18 protein-coding genes, 1 tRNA gene and 1 pseudogene are annotated in these 18,418 nt (G+C 60.2%); 13 read left to right on the top strand and 7 right to left on the bottom strand.

Going from position 1 to position 18,418, the window contains the following annotated elements; all coding sequences use genetic code 11:
• The first annotated feature begins 10 nt into the window (after nucleotides 1-10).
• From VR74_RS19465 to VR74_RS19450, 4 genes are all read left to right on the top strand, one after another.
• Nucleotides 11-961 carry a GDP-L-fucose synthase gene (locus tag VR74_RS19465; RefSeq protein WP_045699663.1) on the top strand — a complete coding sequence of 317 codons (951 nt, stop codon included), beginning with the start codon at nucleotides 11-13 and terminating at the stop codon, nucleotides 959-961.
• A gap of 449 nt (nucleotides 962-1,410) precedes the next feature.
• On the top strand, nucleotides 1,411-2,373 hold the full coding sequence (locus tag VR74_RS19460) for a glycosyltransferase family 2 protein (RefSeq protein ID WP_045699661.1): 963 nt from the start codon (nucleotides 1,411-1,413) through the stop codon (nucleotides 2,371-2,373).
• A 138-nt stretch (nucleotides 2,374-2,511) separates the two neighbouring features.
• Complete coding sequence (phhA, locus tag VR74_RS19455) at nucleotides 2,512-3,426, top strand: phenylalanine 4-monooxygenase (RefSeq protein WP_045699659.1); 915 nt, start codon at nucleotides 2,512-2,514, stop codon at nucleotides 3,424-3,426.
• Entirely contained in the window at nucleotides 3,426-4,379 is a 954-nt protein-coding gene (locus VR74_RS19450) for a UDP-glucuronic acid decarboxylase family protein (RefSeq protein WP_045699657.1), read from the top strand. The genes phhA and VR74_RS19450 overlap by 1 nt, the downstream gene beginning before the upstream one ends.
• Before the next feature lie 15 nt (nucleotides 4,380-4,394).
• On the opposite strand, the gene VR74_RS19445 is transcribed toward VR74_RS19450, so the two are convergent.
• Nucleotides 4,395-4,468 (bottom strand) — tRNA-Ile (locus tag VR74_RS19445).
• A gap of 158 nt (nucleotides 4,469-4,626) precedes the next feature.
• Between VR74_RS19445 and galE the strand changes: the two genes are divergently transcribed.
• The 3 genes from galE to VR74_RS19430 all read left to right on the top strand — a co-directional run bounded on the left by galE (nucleotide 4,627) and on the right by VR74_RS19430 (nucleotide 7,428).
• Complete coding sequence (galE, locus tag VR74_RS19440) at nucleotides 4,627-5,646, top strand: UDP-glucose 4-epimerase GalE (protein WP_045699655.1); 1,020 nt, start codon at nucleotides 4,627-4,629, stop codon at nucleotides 5,644-5,646.
• Nucleotides 5,647-5,743: 97 nt separating this feature from the next.
• Entirely contained in the window at nucleotides 5,744-6,544 is an 801-nt protein-coding gene (locus VR74_RS19435; RefSeq protein WP_299951411.1) for an SIMPL domain-containing protein, read from the top strand.
• A 134-nt stretch (nucleotides 6,545-6,678) separates the two neighbouring features.
• A complete protein-coding gene (locus VR74_RS19430) occupies nucleotides 6,679-7,428 on the top strand; it encodes a DUF4386 domain-containing protein (protein WP_299951408.1) in 750 nt (249 codons plus the stop codon).
• A 218-nt stretch (nucleotides 7,429-7,646) separates the two neighbouring features.
• Here the strand turns inward: VR74_RS19430 and VR74_RS19425 are convergent, their stop codons facing one another.
• Together VR74_RS19425 and VR74_RS19420 are read right to left on the bottom strand one after the other, a co-directional pair.
• On the bottom strand, nucleotides 7,647-8,609 hold the full coding sequence (locus VR74_RS19425; RefSeq protein ID WP_299951405.1) for a KpsF/GutQ family sugar-phosphate isomerase: 963 nt from the start codon (nucleotides 8,607-8,609) through the stop codon (nucleotides 7,647-7,649).
• 90 nt (nucleotides 8,610-8,699) lie between these two features.
• Nucleotides 8,700-9,821 (bottom strand): D-alanyl-D-alanine carboxypeptidase family protein, encoded by a 1,122-nt coding sequence (locus VR74_RS19420; protein WP_299951402.1) that lies wholly within the window; start codon nucleotides 9,819-9,821, stop codon nucleotides 8,700-8,702.
• 171 nt (nucleotides 9,822-9,992) lie between these two features.
• On the opposite strand from VR74_RS19420, the gene VR74_RS19415 reads away from it, so the two are divergent.
• From VR74_RS19415 to VR74_RS19390, 6 genes are all read left to right on the top strand, one after another.
• Nucleotides 9,993-10,547, top strand: a complete 555-nt coding sequence (locus VR74_RS19415) for a phasin family protein (protein ID WP_299951441.1) — start codon at nucleotides 9,993-9,995, stop codon at nucleotides 10,545-10,547.
• A 144-nt stretch (nucleotides 10,548-10,691) separates the two neighbouring features.
• Nucleotides 10,692-11,093: a DUF1499 domain-containing protein gene (locus tag VR74_RS21385; RefSeq protein WP_299951399.1), complete on the top strand. Its 402-nt coding sequence runs from the start codon at nucleotides 10,692-10,694 to the stop codon at nucleotides 11,091-11,093.
• Between the two features lie 97 nt (nucleotides 11,094-11,190).
• The gene (clpS, locus tag VR74_RS19405; protein WP_045699707.1) at nucleotides 11,191-11,547 is read left to right on the top strand and encodes an ATP-dependent Clp protease adapter ClpS; all 357 of its coding nucleotides are present in this window, start codon (nucleotides 11,191-11,193) and stop codon (nucleotides 11,545-11,547) included.
• Between the two features lie 33 nt (nucleotides 11,548-11,580).
• On the top strand, nucleotides 11,581-13,896 hold the full coding sequence (clpA, locus tag VR74_RS19400) for an ATP-dependent Clp protease ATP-binding subunit ClpA (RefSeq protein WP_045699649.1): 2,316 nt from the start codon (nucleotides 11,581-11,583) through the stop codon (nucleotides 13,894-13,896).
• 133 nt (nucleotides 13,897-14,029) lie between these two features.
• On the top strand, nucleotides 14,030-15,232 hold the full coding sequence (locus VR74_RS19395) for a serine hydrolase domain-containing protein (RefSeq protein WP_045699648.1): 1,203 nt from the start codon (nucleotides 14,030-14,032) through the stop codon (nucleotides 15,230-15,232).
• Complete coding sequence (locus tag VR74_RS19390) at nucleotides 15,220-15,975, top strand: class I SAM-dependent methyltransferase (RefSeq protein WP_299951393.1); 756 nt, start codon at nucleotides 15,220-15,222, stop codon at nucleotides 15,973-15,975. Before VR74_RS19395 ends, VR74_RS19390 begins: the two co-directional genes overlap by 13 nt.
• Here VR74_RS19390 and VR74_RS19385 read toward each other — a convergent pair.
• From VR74_RS19385 to VR74_RS21380, 4 genes and pseudogenes are all read right to left on the bottom strand, one after another.
• Complete coding sequence (locus tag VR74_RS19385; protein ID WP_045699646.1) at nucleotides 15,966-16,514, bottom strand: rRNA large subunit pseudouridine synthase E; 549 nt, start codon at nucleotides 16,512-16,514, stop codon at nucleotides 15,966-15,968. The genes VR74_RS19390 and VR74_RS19385 overlap by 10 nt on opposite strands.
• 4 nt (nucleotides 16,515-16,518) lie before the next feature.
• Nucleotides 16,519-17,367: a 3-deoxy-8-phosphooctulonate synthase gene (gene kdsA, locus VR74_RS19380; protein ID WP_045699644.1), complete on the bottom strand. Its 849-nt coding sequence runs from the start codon at nucleotides 17,365-17,367 to the stop codon at nucleotides 16,519-16,521.
• Between the two features lie 447 nt (nucleotides 17,368-17,814).
• Nucleotides 17,815-18,222 carry an IS5 family transposase gene (locus tag VR74_RS19375; RefSeq protein ID WP_299951438.1) on the bottom strand — a complete coding sequence of 136 codons (408 nt, stop codon included), beginning with the start codon at nucleotides 18,220-18,222 and terminating at the stop codon, nucleotides 17,815-17,817.
• A pseudogene (locus VR74_RS21380) lies at nucleotides 18,219-18,418 on the bottom strand (IS5/IS1182 family transposase); the annotation flags it as partial. The gene VR74_RS19375 and the pseudogene VR74_RS21380, both read right to left, overlap by 4 nt.

The raw sequence follows: 18,418 nt of genomic DNA, 5'->3' as shown, positions 1-18,418 counted from the left end.
GCGAGGTTACATGTTCGATCTGGATAATAAGCGCATATTTGTAGCCGGTCATCGGGGGATGGCCGGGTCGGCAGTCGTGCGACGCCTCGGGCGGGAGAACTGTGAAGTCCTGACAGCGGACCGAGACGAACTGAATCTGCTCGACCAGGCAGGCGTGCGCGCCTGGTTTGCGGACCAAAAGCCGAACGCGGTTGTGCTCGCTGCTGCGAAGGTCGGCGGGATTGTGGCCAACGATACCTATCCGGCCGACTTTCTCTACGAAAACCTCGTCATCGAGACCAATGTCATCGAGGCGTCGTTCCGGGCGGAGGTTTCCAAGCTCCTGTTCCTCGGATCTTCATGCATCTATCCGAAACTTGCCCCGCAACCGATCACCGAGGATGCTCTGCTGACCGGCCCGCTTGAGCCGACAAATGAGTGGTATGCCATCGCCAAGATCGCCGGCCTGAAACTGTGCGAAGCGTATCGGCGTCAGTATGGCGTGGACTATATTTCCGGAATGCCCACCAACCTTTATGGGCCGGGCGACAATTTCCATCTTGAGAATTCGCACGTGATTCCGGCGTTGATGCGCAAGGCGCACGATGCCAAGCAGGCCGGCGCCCGATCAATGGAAATCTGGGGCACAGGATCGCCTCGACGCGAATTCCTTCATGTCGATGACTGCGCTGATGCGCTTGTATTCCTGTTGAAGAATTATTCGGGCGACCAGCACGTGAATGTCGGATCCGGGACCGACCTGACAATCGCAGATCTGGCCCGCAAGGTTATGGCAGCCGTGGAATTTGACGGCGAGCTGACATTCGACACGTCGCGGCCGGACGGCACGCCGCGGAAATTGATGAGCGGTGACATGATTGCGTCTCTCGGATGGTCACCGCGTATCGATCTGGATGCAGGTCTGCAATCGACCTATGACTGGTTTCTCGATCACGCGAGTGAGGCGGATTTTCGAGCCTGAGCAAAATGGCACAGCGTGCAGGTCCGGTCGAACAGAAATCCGAACCGATTGCGGATTTGTTCCCTCTGTCACGCCTGGCTCTGGCTTCAAGAAGCCGGCATTCTTTTTGAACGCCAGATCATCTGCCTAATCGTGGAGCCGATGACGAATGGCTTAATCGTCCATCAGATCGCTGATTTCCTTGTTACGGGCACCATGCCCCCATTTTCACAATCGATGCGGTATCAGGCAGCGGGTCAGCCATGGGCAAGAAGTATCGTCAGATTGCAATCCCACATAGGCAAGGCAGATGACTTAATTCTGACGCACAATCGGTTTATTCGATTGACGGGGTCTTCGCAGGGGCGTTAGCTTTTCGCCTGAGGCAAGAAAAGAAGTTTCTCTTTGCGGGCGCGGCATGCGCGTCCAAGAGTAGAAAGCGGCTCTCGTAGCCGAAGGGATCAGGTGTTATGGTGGACGTGAGTATAGTGTTCCGGGCGCTCAACGAAGAGCGCTGGTTCGAAGACGCCCTGAAGGCCTGCAAAACTCAGAAACTGGACGGGCTGACTTCAGAAATCATCCTGGTCGACAGCGGTTCGACTGACGCGACCCTGTCGATCGCCGAGCGCCACGGCTGCAACATCCGCCATATTGGTAAATCGGAATTCACCTTCGGACGCTCTATCAATTGGGGCTGCGAGGCGGCGTCGGGCAAATATCTCGTGTTCATTTCGGCCCACTGCATACCGACTCATGATGGCTGGCTTCAGTCCCTGATCCAGCCGCTGATTGATGGTCAGGCCGATTATACCTATGGTCGCCAGATCGGGGACGAAAGTTCAAATTTCTCGGAGAAACGCCTGTTTGAGAAATACTTCCCGGCTTTCGACCGGATTCCCCAGGAAGGCTTCTTCTGCAACAATGCAAATGCGGCCATCCGCGCTGAAGTGTGGGCGCGATACCGGTTTGACGAGGAATGCACCGGCCTTGAAGATATGGTGCTGGCCCGTCAAATCGTGCTCGACGGCGGGAAAATCGGTTACGTCGCCTCCGCCTCCGTGGTCCACATTCATGATGAGACCCTTGGCCAGACCCGCCGACGTTACTATCGCGAAGCCTTGACCCTCCGCACGATCATGCCGGAAGTCCATGTGTCTGCATTCGACGCGATGCGATATTTCATTGCCGGCAGCCTGCATGATATGGGCTCCGCGTGGGGCGAGCGGACCTTGTTCAAATATCTGCCGGAAATCGTCAGCTTTCGTTTCATGCAATACCTCGGCACATACCGTGGACATAACGAGCACCGCCGCCTGTCGCGGGCGCAGAAAGAAGCCTATTTCTATCCCAAGCCTCCCAAGGACGAGGTCAGTCATGCCGAGCCTGCGACCCTGGTGGCCTCTGAACGACAAGTCATCCGAGCGGCTGAATAGGAATACCGAGCAGGAAACTTTCGGTTTCATTTGAAACTTTTTTTGCGGCTGCATGGTTCAATCTGCGGCCAATTGGGCGCATAATTACGCATCTGGCGAGATTCCTGTTGCGCCAGAGCCAGTTTGCGGAAGCGCCCCATGACCAATAGCACAAAGACTCCCCCGAAGAATCGCTATGCGAGTGCGCCCCGCGCGGCCGACTTCACGATCGACCAGGACTGGGGATCCTATTCAGCGGCTGAGCATGACCGGTGGGACAGACTGTTCCGGCGCCAGCGCGAGATCACACGGGGGCGAGCCTGCCAGACTGCCCTCGATGCTATGACGACTCTGGAACTGTCGGCATCGGGCATACCTGACATGGCCCAGCTGTCAGACCGGCTGGAGCCGCTGACGGGGTGGCGGATCGTTCCGGTGGCCGAGCTCGTCCCTGACGACATCTTCTTCAACCACCTCGCCAACCGGCGCTTTCCTGCGGGCGCCTTCATCCGCCCGGAAGCAGAGTTCGACTATTTGCAGGAACCCGACATCTTTCACGATATTTTCGGCCATGTGCCCATGCTGGCCAATCCGGTCTTTGCTGACTTCATGCAAGCCTATGGCAAGGGCGGGCAGCGGGCGATGGAACTGGGCCAGCTGCACAACCTGGCGCGCCTGTACTGGTACACGGTTGAGTTCGGCCTGATTCGCGAAGCAGGGGCCTTGCGCATCTACGGGGCCGGCATCCTGTCCAGCCCGAACGAAACCGTGTTCGCACTGGAGGGCGAAAGCCCGAACCGGATCGCGTTCGACCTGCCGCGCATCATGCGGACGAAATACATCATTGATGATTTCCAGCAGACCTATTTCGTGATCGACAGTTTCGACGCCTTGCTGGAAGCCTGCTACAAGGACTTCGGAAACGTCTATGCTGACGTCAAGGGCAAACCCGATTTCGAAGCCCACCAGATCGCCCCCGGCGATGAAGTTCTCAGCCGGGGCACGCTGGCCTACTTCGAAAAGCGAAAAGCCGGCCTCTTGACCCCTTCGGAAAAAGCCCGCACGGCGACTTGATGCATTATGTCCCTCGTATCCTCGTCACCGGCGGCGCTGGCTTTATCGGTTCCTTCCTGTGCGAGCGACTGCTCGAGACCGGAGCGGAAGTCCTGTGTGTCGACAATTTCTTCACGGGCCGGCGGACGAATGTCGCCCACCTGCTGGACAATCCGAAGTTCGAGGTGATGCGTCACGATGTGACGTTCCCGCTTTTTGTGGAAGTTGACCAGATCTACAATCTCGCCTGCCCGGCGAGCCCGATCCATTACCAGTTTGATCCTGTCCAGACGACCAAGACCAGCGTGCACGGGGCCATCAACATGCTGGGCCTCGCCAAACGCACCCGCGCCCGTATCCTGCAGGCTTCAACGTCCGAAGTGTACGGCGATCCCGTGATCCACCCGCAGACCGAGGACTACTGGGGTAATGTGAATCCGATCGGCCCGCGCAGCTGTTACGACGAGGGCAAGCGTTGCGCCGAGACCCTGTTCTTCGACTATCACCGCCAGCACAAGGTCGAGATCAAGGTCGCACGGATTTTCAACACCTATGGCCCGCGCATGCATCCGAATGACGGGCGCGTTGTATCGAACTTCATCGTTCAGGCCCTGAAAGGCGAAGACATCACGCTATACGGCGATGGCAACCAGACGCGGAGCTTCTGCTATGTGTCCGATCTCGTGATGGGCCTGGTGTCACTGATGGGGACGGGACCGGAATTTACCGGACCGGTGAATATCGGCAATCCGGGCGAGTTTACCATCCGCCAATTGGCTGAGCGCGTGATCGAGCTGACGGGCTCGAAATCGAAACTGGTCAATCGCCCCTTGCCGCAGGATGATCCCAAGCAGCGACAGCCTGACATCACGATGGCCCGGGACAAGCTCGGCTGGGAGCCAACGGTTAATCTTGATGACGGCCTGAAGCCGACGATTGCCTATTTCGAGGAAGAGATCCGGGTCATGGGCTGAGGGCCGCATGTCCAGTGGGCCCGGCAGGACTCGAACCTGCGACCAAACCGTTATGAGCGGTCCGCTCTAACCAACTGAGCTACAGGCCCACTGATCCTCCCGTTTACGCATGCGGACCACCTGTGGCAATGGCGCATTTCACGCGTTTTGGTCATGAAATTGCATTGCGGCGGGTGATCGAGCTTTGAGCGCCGGACGCGACTGAAAGCGTATTGAATCGGTAATCGGCGTCTGCAAGGGTGAGCTTATGAAGCAGGTATTGGTGACAGGTGGGGCAGGATATATCGGCACGCATACCTGCGTCGAACTGCTGTCGCACGGTTACTCACCTGTCGTCGTCGACAATTTCGTCAATAGCAGTCCGGCCGCGCTCGACCGTGTGCGGCGCCTGACCAATCATGAACTGCCGTCTTATGAAGCGGACATACGCGATACGGCGCGTATCGCCGAAATTCTGAAAAAGCATGATTGCGAGTCGGTGATCCATTTTGCCGGCTTGAAAGCGGTGGGCGATTCCGTCGCCAGGCCGCTCGACTATTACAGCGCCAATGTGATGGGCTCGCACAGCCTTCTGACGGCCATGATGGAAGCCGGAACGAAGCGCTTCGTCTTCAGTTCCAGCGCAACGGTTTATGGCGAGCCTGTCTTCCTGCCCTATACCGAAGACCACCCGCTGAGCCCGACCAGTCCGTATGGCCAGACCAAGCTGGCCGTCGAGCAGATGCTCAATGACCTTGTGGCGTCGGGCGGCATGACCGACGTGGCGATCCTGCGCTATTTCAACCCGATTGGCGCACATGCCAGCGGCGAGATCGGCGAGGACCCGCACGGAGTGCCCAACAATCTGATGCCCTATGTGGCGCAAGTGGCGGTTGGCCGCAGACCGGCGCTGAACGTGTTCGGCAATGACTATGATACGCCCGACGGCACAGGCGTGCGTGACTATCTTCACGTGGTTGACCTTGCGCGCGCGCATGTCCTGGCGCTGGCGCGCTTCGAGCGCGAGCCGGGCGCGATCACGGTGAATCTGGGCACGGGACAGGGAACATCGGTGCTGGAACTGGTTCAGGCGTTCGAAAAGGCCAGCGGTCGAAACGTGCCGGTCAATATTGCGCCGCGGCGCAATGGTGACATCGCCGCCTTCTGGGCCGATCCGAGCCAGGCCGAGAGCCTTCTGGGCTGGCAGGCGGAATATGGCCTGAATGATATGTGCCGCGACCAGTGGGCGTGGCAAAGCCGGAATCCGAACGGGTTCGGTCCGGCCTGACCGGGCGGCAAAATTTCATTCAGCGTGCAACTTTTGCCGTCTTGGTGCCTTAATCCTTTGGGAGACAAGGCTTTTAACCGAAATGGATCTTTTGAACATGTTGAAACAAAAATCACTGATCGTTGCGGTGGGTGCCTGCATGCTTGCGCTGGCGCCAGCCGCCTGTGCGCAAATGCCGACGACGGCGAAGACGGCCTCGATGACGCAGATGGAACACCCCGCGATGAATCACAATTCGATCCAGCCCGAGACGACGCTCGACATCTCCGCTGAAGGCGAAGTCATGCGCGCGCCCGACATTGCGTTCATTACCGCCGGTGTTCAGGCTGATGCCGAGACCGCTCAGGCCGCCATGCAGCAGCAGGCCAATGCCATGACGGGCGTCTTCGATGCGCTGGCCAAAGCCGGTATCGAGAAGAAGGACATGCAGACGTCGAACTTCTCCCTGCAGCCGCGCTACACCTATGTCGAAATCGATGAAGGCAAGGGCCGCACGCGCGGTGAGCAGCGCCTGGACGGCTATACCGCGTCAAACGAGCTGACCATAAAGGTGCGCGACCTGGACCGTCTTGGCGCCACGATGGACAGCCTCGTCTCGGCTGGCGGCAATACATTCTCAGGCATCAGCTTTGCGCTCGACAATGACGATGAAGTCCGCGCTGAAGCCCGTCGCCTGGCGGTGCAGAGTGCGATCGCGCGTGCGGAACTTTACGCGTCGGCTGCCGGCATGAAGGTCGGCCGGATCGTGACCATCTCCGAAGGCGGCGACTACAGCCCGCAGCCAATGGCGATGATGTCTCGCAGCAAGGAAATGATGATGGATGCCTCGACCCCGATTTCGGGCGGTGAGGTCGGCTATACGGCCCGCGTCAATATCCAGTTCGAACTGGTCAAGTAAGTCCGGACCGATTGAACAGATTGCGGTGGCGGTCCCAGGCAGGACCGCCGCCGTTTTTCCTCCAGGAGCAGTTTACAGAGGGAGCGGCGTGCTTTATCGCTTTTCGATATCTTCAGATACTCGAGGGACACATAATGGCCACGCCCGAAACACACATGACCCGCCGCGTGCGGGACAATCCGGTCGCGCTGGCGCGCCTGACCGGTGCTTTCTATCTCTATATCATCGTCGCGGGGATATTTGCGGAAGCCTTCGTTCGGGGTACACTGGTAAATTCTGGCGACGCGGCTGCAACCGCCGCCAATATCACCGGCGCGGAATCGCTCTGGCGCATCGGGCTGACAGCGGAACTGTTCATGCTGGCGGCCGACATATTCGTGGCCCTGCTGTTGTATGAACTGCTGAAGCCGGTGAGCCGCCGGCTGGCGCTGCTGGGCGCCGGCTTCCACCTTGTCTCGACCGCGATCGCGGGTTTCAAGTCCGTTCTGCTCCTGGCGCCGCTGATGCTGCTGGGAGGCGGGGACTACCTGCAGGCTTTCGGACAGCAGCAGATCGAGGCGGCGACCCTGTTCGCGATCAAGCTTCACGGCCAGACCTATGATATCAGCCTGTTCGCGTTCGGGATCAGCTGCCTGTTCAAAGGTTATCTGATCTATCGCTCAGGTTTCCTGCCCCGCGTACTGGGTGCCCTCATCGTGCTCGCCGGTCTATGCTATGTCGCGAACAGTGTGCTCAGTATCCTGTCGCCGGCGTTTGCATCGGGCCTGTTCCCCTGGATCATGCTGCCCTGCCTTGTAGGCGAGGCGGGCCTGACCTTCTGGCTGCTGATCGCGGGCTTGAACAAAGAGACCTGGATGGCGCGCGCCGAGGTGCAGCGGGCCTGATCCAGCACAAGTGCCCGGCGCGGCGTGGCCGTCCGGTGACGGAAGCTGGGTTCAAGGCGTGACCAGGTCGCGACGGGTTCGAGGTTTAGAGCGGCGTGCCGAAAAGTGGACCCGGTTTTCGGGGACACGCCGCGACCAATAAGAAATTCTGGATCAGAGTGCTGATTCTTCGAATCAGCACTCTGATCCAGCCGGGCCGCTTCGGAGAAGAGGTGGCCTCATACATAGCCTTCGGCGAGCAGGTCCTTCATGTCGACAATGCCGATCGGGCGCCCGTCTTCCACGACGAACGCATTGGAAATGCGGTGCTCGCTGAGGCGCTTGATCACCACGGCGAGGCGTTCGTCCGGGGCGACAGTGCGCGGACCAGGCGTCATCACCGATGATGCATCGCCGCCGAGCTTTCCGGCAAGCATGGCGCGGCGCAGGTCGCCATCGGTGACCATGCCGACGATGCGACCGTCAGGCCCCAGAACCGCAACGCAGCCCTTGCGGCCTTCGGATACGGCAAGGATCACGTCCTGCACGCTGGCATCTGTCGTCACCACGGGAATATCGCCCGGCCGATCGGCGACATAGTCACCCGCGGTTTGCAGGGAACGACCGAGCTTGCCGCCCGGATGGCGGCTGCCAAAGTCTTCCCGGCTGAACCCGCGCCGGTCCATGAGCAGCATGGTGAGGGCGTCGCCGAGGGCGAGGGCCATGGTGGTGGTGGAGGTGGGGGCGAGGCCGTTCGGGCAGGCTTCGGGCACGGTGGGCAGGAGGAGCAGCACGTCCGACAGGCGGCCGAGCGTCGAGTCCGCCGCCCGTGTCATGCCAATGACAGGGATGGAATTGCTCCGGCAATAGCGCAAGAGGTCGACCATCTCGCGGCTTTCGCCGGAATAGGAGATGGCGAGCAGGACAGATCCCGGAACGATCATGCCGAGGTCGCCATGGCTGGCTTCGGTGGGGTGAAGGAAGAAGGATGGCGTACCGGTGGACGCGAGGCTGGCCGCGAGTTTCTGGCCGATATGGCCTGATTTTCCGACACCCGCGACGATCAGGTAACGATCAGTTGCCATGATCGTATCGGCGGCGCGGACGATGGATTCGTCTATACCGGCTTCGAGTTTCTCCAGCGCGTCCCGCTCGATGCGGATGACATTGCGCGCAAGTTCGATCTCTGTCTCGGTTTTCACCAGCGACTCCCTGGAAGCTTTACGCAGAGGCGTCTGCCCGATTGGGAGTGTTCGTCAAGTCCTGGCGATGCGATCAGCGCGGCTGCATTTCTACTGGCCGAACTGGCGGGCTTCGTATTCGCTCACCGTGAAGGCGGGCCGGCCTGCCGGGATGACGACTGTTGCGCCTTCAAAGCTTGTCGGGGTGGCGTCACCCTGTTCGAATTCTGCAGGGACTGTCTTTCCTGCATCGGCAACCAGGATTTCCTGGAGCTCTTCTTCGTCCGGTTCGGCTTCGAGTTCCGGCGCTGGCAGGGTCTTGAACTTGATCGCCTTGGCGGTCGTCGCAACGCTCAGGCGCTGGCCGTTGAGCATGGGTTCTGCAGCGGCATCGGGGTTCGGCCCGGATCCGCCATTGAAGGCGGAGAAGGCGATCTGGATGCGGCGGTCCGGATCCTCTGGATCATCCGGAATCTTGTAGGAATCGAAAGCGGCCTCGACGAGGGCTGTGACATGCGCATTGCGCGACTTGGATGTGCTGCCGCCGAGCATGATGACGATGATGCGGTGGCCATCGCGTTTGGCTGAGGTCATAAGGTTGAAACCCGACGCGCGGGTGTAACCGGTCTTGATGCCGTCAACGCCGTCCACGCTGGTCAGAAGCTCATTATGGTTCTTGTAGGTCTTGCCCCCCCAGCTGAAGCGCGGGGTCGTGAAATAATGATAGGAGGCGCCGTGATTGGTGATCATCGCCTCGGCGAGGATCGCGAGGTCGCGGGCGGTGGAGACCTGGCGTGTGTCAGGCAGCCCCGACGCATTGGTGAACCGCGTGTTTTCCAGCCCGAGGCTTTTTGCCTTGACGGTCATCAGTTGGGCGAAGCGGGTTTCGGTGCGGCCGAGACGCTCGGCGACGACCACGGCAACATCATTGGCCGACTTGGTGACGAGGGCGCCGATGGCATCGCGCACAGTGATGGATGAATTCGGACGGAGCTTGAGATTCGATGGGGCCTGGTTTGCGGCAAACCGGGACACCATCAGGCGTTCGTCGAGAGTCAGCTCGCCCGCCTCAAGCGCGTCAAACAGCATGTAGAGCGTCATGACCTTGGTCAGTGATGCCGGATAGCGGGTCTCGTCGGCATTGCGGGCGTGAAGCACTTCGTGCGTGTCCATGTCGACCACAATCGAAGCATACTTCTCGGCAAATGCCGCCGGCGCGAACAGTGCAGACATGATCATCATTGCCGCAAGGGCAACGGTCCTTAACACCGGGGCCAAAGCGCGCTGTTTCATAGTGGCCTACCTCCGCAAAAGTATTAACCCCGAACCGCCCGAGGTTTACGATAGAGTCGCCCAAATGCATTGACCACACCTTAACACAGGCCAGGGGATCAAATTTTGGCAATGTCAGGCCATCTGTGCAAAAAACGTGCAGGAATGCTCATGCTGCAGTGCAACAAAAATATTGCATTCGCGAAGAAATCGGCTATATTCAAGCTGAAGCACTGGAAAAGGAACCGACCCATGGCCAAGTCACCGAACACAGCATCCAAATCAAAACCTGCTCAAAAAGCAGCGCCGGAGGTGCATGCACCCGAAGCGGCAACGAAAATGCTCGATGACGGCATGGAAAAATTCACGGGCATGGCCAGCAAGTTTGGCTCGTTTGCTGAAGACAGCCTGAAGACGGCAACAGAGCGCGCAGCGGCCTCGACCGAAATAATGCGCACCCTCGGCACCCGCAACATGGACTTCTTCACGCGCACCCTCGAGCAGGGCGCTGAAGCGACCCAGGCCCTTACATCGGCCAAGGATCCCCGCAAGGTCATGGAAATCCAGTCTGCCTTTGCAAAATCCCTGGTTTCCGCCTATACTTCGGAAATGAACGCTCAAGCTGAGCTTTGCATGCTTGCATGGCGCGATGCTGCCAAGCCTTTCACGGCCTGGACGAGCAAATAGTTTCCCGAGGTCTGACGAGAGTCATCTCGTCTGGCGGTAGAGTAGGTAGATTAGGAAGAGCCGGGCCTGTTTGGCCCGGTTCTTTGTTTTTCGGCTTCATGTTTTTCACGTGGCAACCGGCCACAAGCCGACTACCATGGCGCCATGACAGATTTCATCGACTTCAAGACGTTCAAGCGCCCTGCCAGGCCCAATAACTGGCTTGTCGCCCCGGACGGGTTCGTGGATGCCGCCCTGCCGGACGAATCCTCCCCGGTCTTCGACCGCACGCCGGCAGACCTTTTCGAAGACATCATGCAAATGATCGCGGCGCGCAAGGACTGGAAGATCAAGGCTTCCGATCCGGCATCCGGGCGCATCAGTTTCATCGCCGTGACAAAGTTGATGCGGTTCAAGGATGATGTGGACATTCTCGTCCTTCCGGTCGAGGGCCATGACCATCAGTCGACGCTCGCCATCTATTCCGGATCGCGCCTCGGCTATTCGGATCTCGGGACGAATGGCAAGCGTGTGAATGCCCTGCTCACTGCGCTCGCCATGCCATAAAAACAGGCACGACATGCTTTTGCCACGCTTGGTCCCTTCAATCTCACTCAGGAACGTATATCTTAAGCCCATGAACACCATACATGATCCTGCCTGGATGAGCGATCCGAACCTGCCGGGACCACCCGCGGGCAACCCGCCCGGTGATGGCAATGGCATCGGTATCGACATCGTGACCCAGACCCGGGTCAGGACCAAAAAACCGTCGCTTTACCGCGTCTTGCTCCTGAATGACGACTACACGCCAATGGAATTCGTCGTCTACATCCTGGAGCGCTACTTCAATCGCTCGCGTGAGCAGGCGACCCGGATCATGCTGCATGTCCACCAGAAGGGTGTCGGTCTTTGCGGAGTCTACACCTACGAAGTGGCCGAAACAAAAGTCGCCCAGGTGCTTGACCTGGCCAAGCGGCATGAACACCCTCTCCAATGCGTTATGGAGAAAGAAGACTAGATTTCACCCCCGACCCCTGAAAGGTCCCTTCCTGTGCCACGATTGTCCCACTCTCTCGAAACCGCTCTCGAAAAGGCGCTCACGCTCGCGTCCGAACGCGACCATGAGTATGCCACGCTCGAGCATCTCCTGCTGGCGCTGACGGAGGATGAGCATGCCCGCGAAGTCATGGGCGCGTGCAAGGTCGACATCGAAGCGCTCAGCGGCGATCTGGTGCGTTATATCGATGAAGAACTCTCCAGTCTGATCCTTGAGGAAAGCGAAGGCCGTGTACAGCCGACGGCCGCGTTCCAGCGCGTTGTCCAGCGGGCGATCCTGCATGTCGAGAGTTCCGGTCGCGATGAAGTGACCGGCGCGAACGTGCTGGTCTCGATCTTCTCCGAGCGCGAAAGCCACGCTGCCTACTTCCTGCAGGAGCAGGACATGACCCGCTATGACGCGGTCAATTTCATCTCGCATGGCGTAGCCAAGCAGCCCGGCATGTCGCGCCCGACCAGCCCGCGTGGCGCGGAAGGCGGCGAAGAAGAAGCCGTCAAGCAGGGCCACGAGGCGCTGGACGCCTATTGCGTCAACCTCAATGCCAAGGCGCGCGCCGGCAAGATCGACCCGCTGATCGGCCGCGACGCCGAAGTGAACCGCTGTATTGAAGTGCTGTGCCGCCGCAACAAGAACAACCCGATCCTCGTCGGCGATCCGGGCGTCGGCAAGACGGCGATTGCCGAAGGCCTGGCCAAGAAAATTGTCGATGGTGAAGCGCCGGAAATCCTGGACGAGGCCATCATCTGGTCGCTCGACATGGGCGCCCTGCTGGCTGGTACACGCTATCGCGGTGATTTCGAGGAACGCCTCAAGTCCGTGATGAAGGAGCTCGAGCAACAGGAAAAGGCAATCCTGTTCATTGACGAGATCCACACGATCATCGGTGCCGGCGCAACTTCCGGCGGCGCCATGGATGCATCGAACCTCCTGAAGCCTGCGCTTCAGTCCGGTGGCCTGCGCTGCATGGGTTCGACGACGTTCAAGGAATACAAGCAGCATTTCGAGAAGGACCGCGCACTCAGCCGCCGGTTCCGCAAGATCGACGTGGTCGAACCGACCGTGCCGGATGCGATCAAGATCCTGACCGGCCTGAAATCCCGCTTCGAGGATTTCCACGGCCTGCGCTACACCAATGACGCCATCAAGGCCGCTGTTGAGCTGTCGGATCGTTACATCACCGACCGCAAGCTGCCCGACAAGGCGATCGACGTGATCGACGAAGCCGGCGCCGCTCAGTGGCTGTTGCCCGCCAACAAGCGCAAGAAGCAGGTTGGCATCCGCGACGTGGAGGCCGTTGTCGCCAAGATCGCGCGCATCCCCCCCAAGCAGGTGTCGAGCGACGACGTGGCAGCGCTCAAGTCTCTCGAGAATGACCTGCAACGCGTCGTGTTCGGCCAGGACGCCGCCATCACGGCCCTGTCGGCCGCCATCAAGCTGGCGCGGGCCGGCCTGCGCGAGCCGAACAAGCCGATCGGCTCCTACCTGTTCACCGGCCCGACCGGCGTCGGCAAGACCGAAGTCGCCAAGCAGCTTGCCTCCATCATGGGCGTCGAGATGCTGCGCTTCGACATGTCGGAATACATGGAGCGGCACACCGTCTCCCGCCTGATCGGAGCGCCTCCGGGCTATGTCGGTTATGACGAGGGCGGCCTGCTGACTGATGGCGTTGACCAGCATCCGCACTGCGTCCTGCTGCTCGACGAGATCGAGAAGGCCCACCCGGACCTGTTCAACATCCTGCTGCAGGTGATGGACAATGGTGCGCTGACCGATGCCAATGGCCGCAAGGTCGACTTCCGCAATGTCATCCTGATCATGACAACCAATGCGGGTGCATCGGACGCCTCCAAGAACGCGATCGGCTTTGGCCGGGGCAAGAAGGATGACGAGCAGGAAGAGGCCCTCAAGCGCCTGTTCACACCGGAATTCCGCAACCGCCTCGACGCGACCATCGTGTTCGGAGGCCTGACGCCGGAAATCATCGACCGCGTGGTCGAGAAATTCATCCTGCAGCTGGAAGTCCAGCTGGAAGACCGCAACGTGTCGATCGAGATTACCAAGGCCGCCCGCGACTGGCTGGCCAAACGCGGCTTCGATCCGGACATGGGCGCACGCCCGCTGGCCCGGACGATCCAGGAGCACGTCAAGAAGCCGATGGCGGAAGAACTGCTGTTCGGCAAGCTCCAGAAGGGCGGCGTGGTCAAGATCGATATCGACAAGAAGGACGAGGAGAAACTCGCCTTCAAATATGTCACCGAACCGGCCAAGAAACGCTCGGCCAAGAAGGACGACGCCGAAGAGCCCGCCTGATCCGCTCTCCGGAAACCAGACAGATTATCAAGGCCGCCCTGCCATGCCGGGCGGCCTTTTCATTTGTCTCGCTTTTTGGAGGACGCAAGCTAAGGTTCGTCCAAAGCATTGAAAAAATCAGGGAGAGACGAAAATGGCCACTACGGTTAAGGGCAGTTGTGACCCAAATTTTGCAGAATTGAAGGAAGCGTTCGAGCGCAACTTTGCCGAGCGGGGCGAAGTGGGCGCGTCGGTCTGCCTGTCGGTCAATGGTGAGACGAAAGTTGACCTTTGGGGCGGAAAGGCAAACCCCGACACGGGCGAAGACTGGCAGGAAGACACGATCTCCATCGTGTTCTCATGTTCGAAGGCGGCGACGGCGCTGTGTGCCCATATCCTGATCGACCGGGGCGAACTGAACCCAAGCGCCCTCGTTGCGGATTACTGGCCTGAATTTGCCAGGAACGGGAAGGAGAAAACCACGGTTCAGATGATGCTGAACCATGAGAGCGCGCTGCCGACCCTGCGCGATCCGGTCAAGCCCGGCGGCTATCTGGACTGGGACTATATGATCAAGCGCCTGGAGGATGAGGAAGCCTTCTGGGAGCCGGGCACGCGCAACGGCTATCACATGATCAATTTCGGCTGGACCGTGGGAGAACTCGTCAGGCGGGTGTCCGGCAAGTCGCTTGGCACGTTCTTTCGCGAAGAAGTGGCCGACAAGACCGGCGCCCGTTTCTGGCTTGGCCTGCCGGAAGATGCGGACGTCCACATTGCGCCGATCCGCACATACGAGCCGCAGCCGGGCGACGTGCCGACCGAGTTCACGGTCAAGCTGATGACAGAGCCGGACTCCATCCAGCACAAGTCTTTCATGAACAGCGGCGGCTGGGACTTCAATGACCGCAAAAGCCAGGCGGCAGAGATCGGCGGCGGTGGCGGCCTGTCGAACGCGCGCGGACAGGTCGCGATGTACACGCCGCTGGCCATGAATGACGGCACACTGGTCTCGAAGGAGCGGCTGGCCAACATGACCATGGTGTCGACGGCCACGCAGAGAGACGCGACACTTCTGATCCCGACACGCTTTGCGTCAGGCTACATGAAGTCGATGGACAATCGCGCCCTGAACCTCGGCCCTGGCACCAGCGCAATCATGGGTGACAAGGCATTTGGCCATGTCGGGGCAGGCGGCTCGATTGGTTTCGCTGACCCGGAATGCGGCATGGCCTTCAGCTACACGATGAACCAGATGGGCGGCGGCCTCTTGCTGAATGATCGCGGCCAGCCGCTTATCGATGCGGCCTACAGGGCGATGGGCTACCGCACCAATGCGCCGGGGGCGTGGGTGCAGTGAAGTTCGGGCCGGAGACCTTTGGCGAACTGAATGCCGAGGACTATGACGCCCTCCACGACCCCGGAACGACGGCGGAGTCGGTTGCCCTGATTGGCGAGATCGCGGCAGGCGGGCGTGTGCTCGAACTGGCGATCGGTACAGGCCGGATGGCGCTGCCGCTGGCCGCGATGGGCCTTGATATCTGCGGGATCGAAGGATCGCCGGATATGGTCGCCAAGCTGAGGGAAAAGCCGGGCGGAAATGATATCCCTGTCGTGATTGGCGACTTCGCGGACGTGGCAATCGATGGCCCGTTCCACCATGTTTTCCTGGTGTTCAACACGCTCTTCAATCTCACCTCGCAGGAAGCGCAGGTGCGATGCTTCGCCAATGTCGCCAAATGCCTGGCACCGGGCGGAACGTTCCTTGTCGAGACATTCGTTCCCGATGCGGAGTCGGCCCGGAGCGGCCAGAATGTGCGGACGATGAATGTGGGATTCAATTCTGTCTGGATCGAGGCGGCGCTGCATGACCCGGTTGAGCAGAGGATCGACTTCCAGCGCATGCGGATCACGCAGAAGGGCATCCGTCTCGTACCCCTTGTGATACGGTATGCGTGGCCCGCCGAGATCGACCTCATGGCGCGCCTGGCGGGCCTCAGCCTGAAGCATCGCTGGGGCGGATGGAAGCGGGAGCCGTTCACCGCCGAGAGCAAGATGCACGTATCCGTCTATGAGAAACGGGAGGCCGCGCCTCAGGCCTGACGCCACGCCCCCGGGGCAAGGCCACCCAGCGTCCAGCTGCCGACACTGGCACGGATGAGGCGCAGCGTTGGGTGGCCAACGGCGGCAGTCATGCGGCGCACCTGCCGGTTGCGGCCTTCGGTAATGGTCAGGCTGATCCAGCTGTCAGGCACCGACTTGCGCACACGGATGGGCGGATCGCGCGGCCAGAGGTTTTCCGGTTCGGCAATCGCCTCGGCCCTTGCAGGCGCCGTCATGCCGTCTTTCAGCGTGACGCCCTTTCGCAGGGCTTGCAGCGCCGCCTCGTCAGGCACGCCTTCAACCTGGACCCAGTAGGTTTTCGGCTGCTTGAATTTCGGGTCGCTGATGCGGTTTTGCAGCTGGCCGTCATCGGTCAGCACGAGCAGGCCTTCGCTGTCCTGGTCCAGCCGCCCGGCCGCGTAGACGCCCGGCACATTGATGAAGTCCGACAGGGTCTTGCGCGGCGATCCTGCAGTACCGGCATCGGTAAATTGCGACAGGACGCCGAACGGCTTGTTGAACAGGATCAGGCGCGCCATGGGCCTAGGCTTGCACCACCGCGTGAAGGGCCTTCAGCTGCGTCAGCAGGGCCTTCGCGCCCGAGATTGGCAGGCAGCTAGGCGCATCGCAGAGCGCGGCATCGGGATCGGTGTGGAATTCCAGGAAAACGCCATCGGCGCCCGCCGCCACAGCCGATCTTGCGATCACCGCCACGCCATCGCGCCGACCGCCGGTCGAGGCCCCACCGGTGCGCGGGTCTGCGCCAGGCAGCTGCACGGCATGCGTCGCATCTATGGTGACCGGGCAGCCGAGCCTCTTCATTTCAGGAATGCCCAGCATGTCGACGACGAGATTGTTGTAGCCAAAGCTGGAACCGCGCTCGCACAGGATGACGCCGACATCGGAGGCTTCGCCAATCTTGGTGACAATGTTCTTGGTATCCCAGGGCGCGATGAACTGGGCCTTCTTGACCTGAACGATGCCGCCAGCTGCGGCCGTGGCCTTTGCCGTGGCGATGACGAGGTCTGTCTGGCGGCAGAGGAAGGCGGGGATCTGGACAATGTCTGCAACGGCGGCAACGGGCACCGCCTGGCTGGCCTCATGCAGGTCGGTGCAGATCGGCACGCCGAGTTCCGCCTTCACGTCCTTCAGGATCTTAAGGCCCTCTTCCAGGCCTGGCCCGCGATACGAATGGATGGACGAGCGGTTCGCCTTGTCGAAGCTCGCCTTGAACACATAGGGCAGGCCCAGTTCGGCGCAGATGGCTTTCAACTGTGACCCGACGGTGAGCGCCAGCGCCTTGTTTTCCAGCACATTGAGACCCGCGATCACGGCGAGCGGCTTGCCCGTGCCGATGGTCCATCCGGATGTCGCGTGGGTCAGGCTCGTCATGGTCTCGTCTCCGCAATGTCATTGCCAAGGCAATTAGCCTTGTTTCGGGCGGAACGTAACCCGCGACCTTCAAAGGCCAGAATCAAAGAAGCCGCCCTGTCGAGGGGCGGCTTCCGTGAGCCCATGGGGCTAGTCGGGTCCGGGCGGCGTTACAGCTGCCCTACCATGTCTCTAGGTTTTGATCGGAGGCTGCTCCAGCCAGACACCATAGGACACAGACCCAACGGCCTCACCTGGTTTCTCACTCGACATGGATCACCTCCTTTCAAACGTGCTGCTTGCACGGACTTTGTCCAGGACCATCCCGGACAGAGGCAAGTTAAGCATGATTTGCGCCAATTAAAAGTAAACATGACGCCTTTCCGGTGATCTTTTGGCGTCCGATATGAAAAACGCCCGGACGGGGAGTCCGGGCGCGATTCAATTGCTTATAAATCAGGCGTCTGGCTAGGTTGTGGACTCATAAGCGCGTGTCCAGAGTCTGACGGAAGCGATAGCGACGGCGGCGAGGTAGTTTCTGGCGAGTTTGTCGAATCGGGTTGCGATGCGCCTGAAATGCTTGAGTTTGTTGAAGTATCGCTCGACCAGATTGCGCTGGCTGTAGATGGCTCTGTTGACGGAGCGCTGGGCCTTGCGGTTGCGCTGGGTGGGGATATGCGCCTCGGCCCCGCGTGATCGTATCTGCTCGACCAGCGAGAGCGCATCATACCCGCGATCAGCCACGACATGGGCGGCCGTCTTCAGGCTGTCGACAAGGGCAGGCGCGGCGGCCTTGTCGGAGGCTTGACCGGCCGTCAGGGACAGGCGGATCGGCAGGCCCGCCTCATCAACCACGGCATGGATCTTGGTGCTCAGTCCCCCACGAGAGAGACCGATGGCGTTATCCGGGCCCCCTTTTTTCCGCCTGCGGCGTGCTGGTGGGCCCGGATGATCGAACTGTCGATGAAGGCCATAGATTCGGGAGATCGCTCCGCCAAGGCATTGAAAACATTGAGCCAGACGCCTGCCTTCGCCCATCTGTTGAAGCGATTGTACACCGTGGTGTAAGGGC

The organism is Hyphomonas sp. BRH_c22 (assembly GCF_000961795.1).
In the GTDB taxonomy this organism is placed as follows: Bacteria; Pseudomonadota; Alphaproteobacteria; order Caulobacterales; family Hyphomonadaceae; genus Hyphomonas.
The sequence above is the reverse complement of the archived record's forward strand: the minus strand, read 5'-3'. Positions and strand labels throughout refer to the sequence as shown.

Excerpts from the sequence above, each read along its gene's own strand:
- VR74_RS19420 (WP_299951402.1), bottom strand. The coding sequence starts at position 9,821 with ATGTCTGCACTGTTCGCGCCGGCGGCATTTGCCGAGAAGTATGCTTCG.
- VR74_RS19395 (WP_045699648.1), top strand. The coding sequence starts at position 14,030 with ATGGCCACTACGGTTAAGGGCAGTTGTGACCCAAATTTTGCAGAATTG.
- kdsA (WP_045699644.1), bottom strand. The coding sequence starts at position 17,367 with ATGACGAGCCTGACCCACGCGACATCCGGATGGACCATCGGCACGGGC.
- VR74_RS19450 (WP_045699657.1), top strand. The coding sequence starts at position 3,426 with ATGCATTATGTCCCTCGTATCCTCGTCACCGGCGGCGCTGGCTTTATC.
- VR74_RS19385 (WP_045699646.1), bottom strand. The coding sequence starts at position 16,514 with ATGGCGCGCCTGATCCTGTTCAACAAGCCGTTCGGCGTCCTGTCGCAA.
- VR74_RS19430 (WP_299951408.1), top strand. The coding sequence starts at position 6,679 with ATGGCCACGCCCGAAACACACATGACCCGCCGCGTGCGGGACAATCCG.
- VR74_RS19460 (WP_045699661.1), top strand. The coding sequence starts at position 1,411 with ATGGTGGACGTGAGTATAGTGTTCCGGGCGCTCAACGAAGAGCGCTGG.
- VR74_RS19435 (WP_299951411.1), top strand. The coding sequence starts at position 5,744 with ATGTTGAAACAAAAATCACTGATCGTTGCGGTGGGTGCCTGCATGCTT.
- VR74_RS21385 (WP_299951399.1), top strand. The coding sequence starts at position 10,692 with ATGACAGATTTCATCGACTTCAAGACGTTCAAGCGCCCTGCCAGGCCC.
- galE (WP_045699655.1), top strand. The coding sequence starts at position 4,627 with ATGAAGCAGGTATTGGTGACAGGTGGGGCAGGATATATCGGCACGCAT.
- clpS (WP_045699707.1), top strand. The coding sequence starts at position 11,191 with ATGAGCGATCCGAACCTGCCGGGACCACCCGCGGGCAACCCGCCCGGT.
- VR74_RS19415 (WP_299951441.1), top strand. The coding sequence starts at position 9,993 with ATGTCAGGCCATCTGTGCAAAAAACGTGCAGGAATGCTCATGCTGCAG.
- phhA (WP_045699659.1), top strand. The coding sequence starts at position 2,512 with ATGACCAATAGCACAAAGACTCCCCCGAAGAATCGCTATGCGAGTGCG.
- VR74_RS19465 (WP_045699663.1), top strand. The coding sequence starts at position 11 with ATGTTCGATCTGGATAATAAGCGCATATTTGTAGCCGGTCATCGGGGG.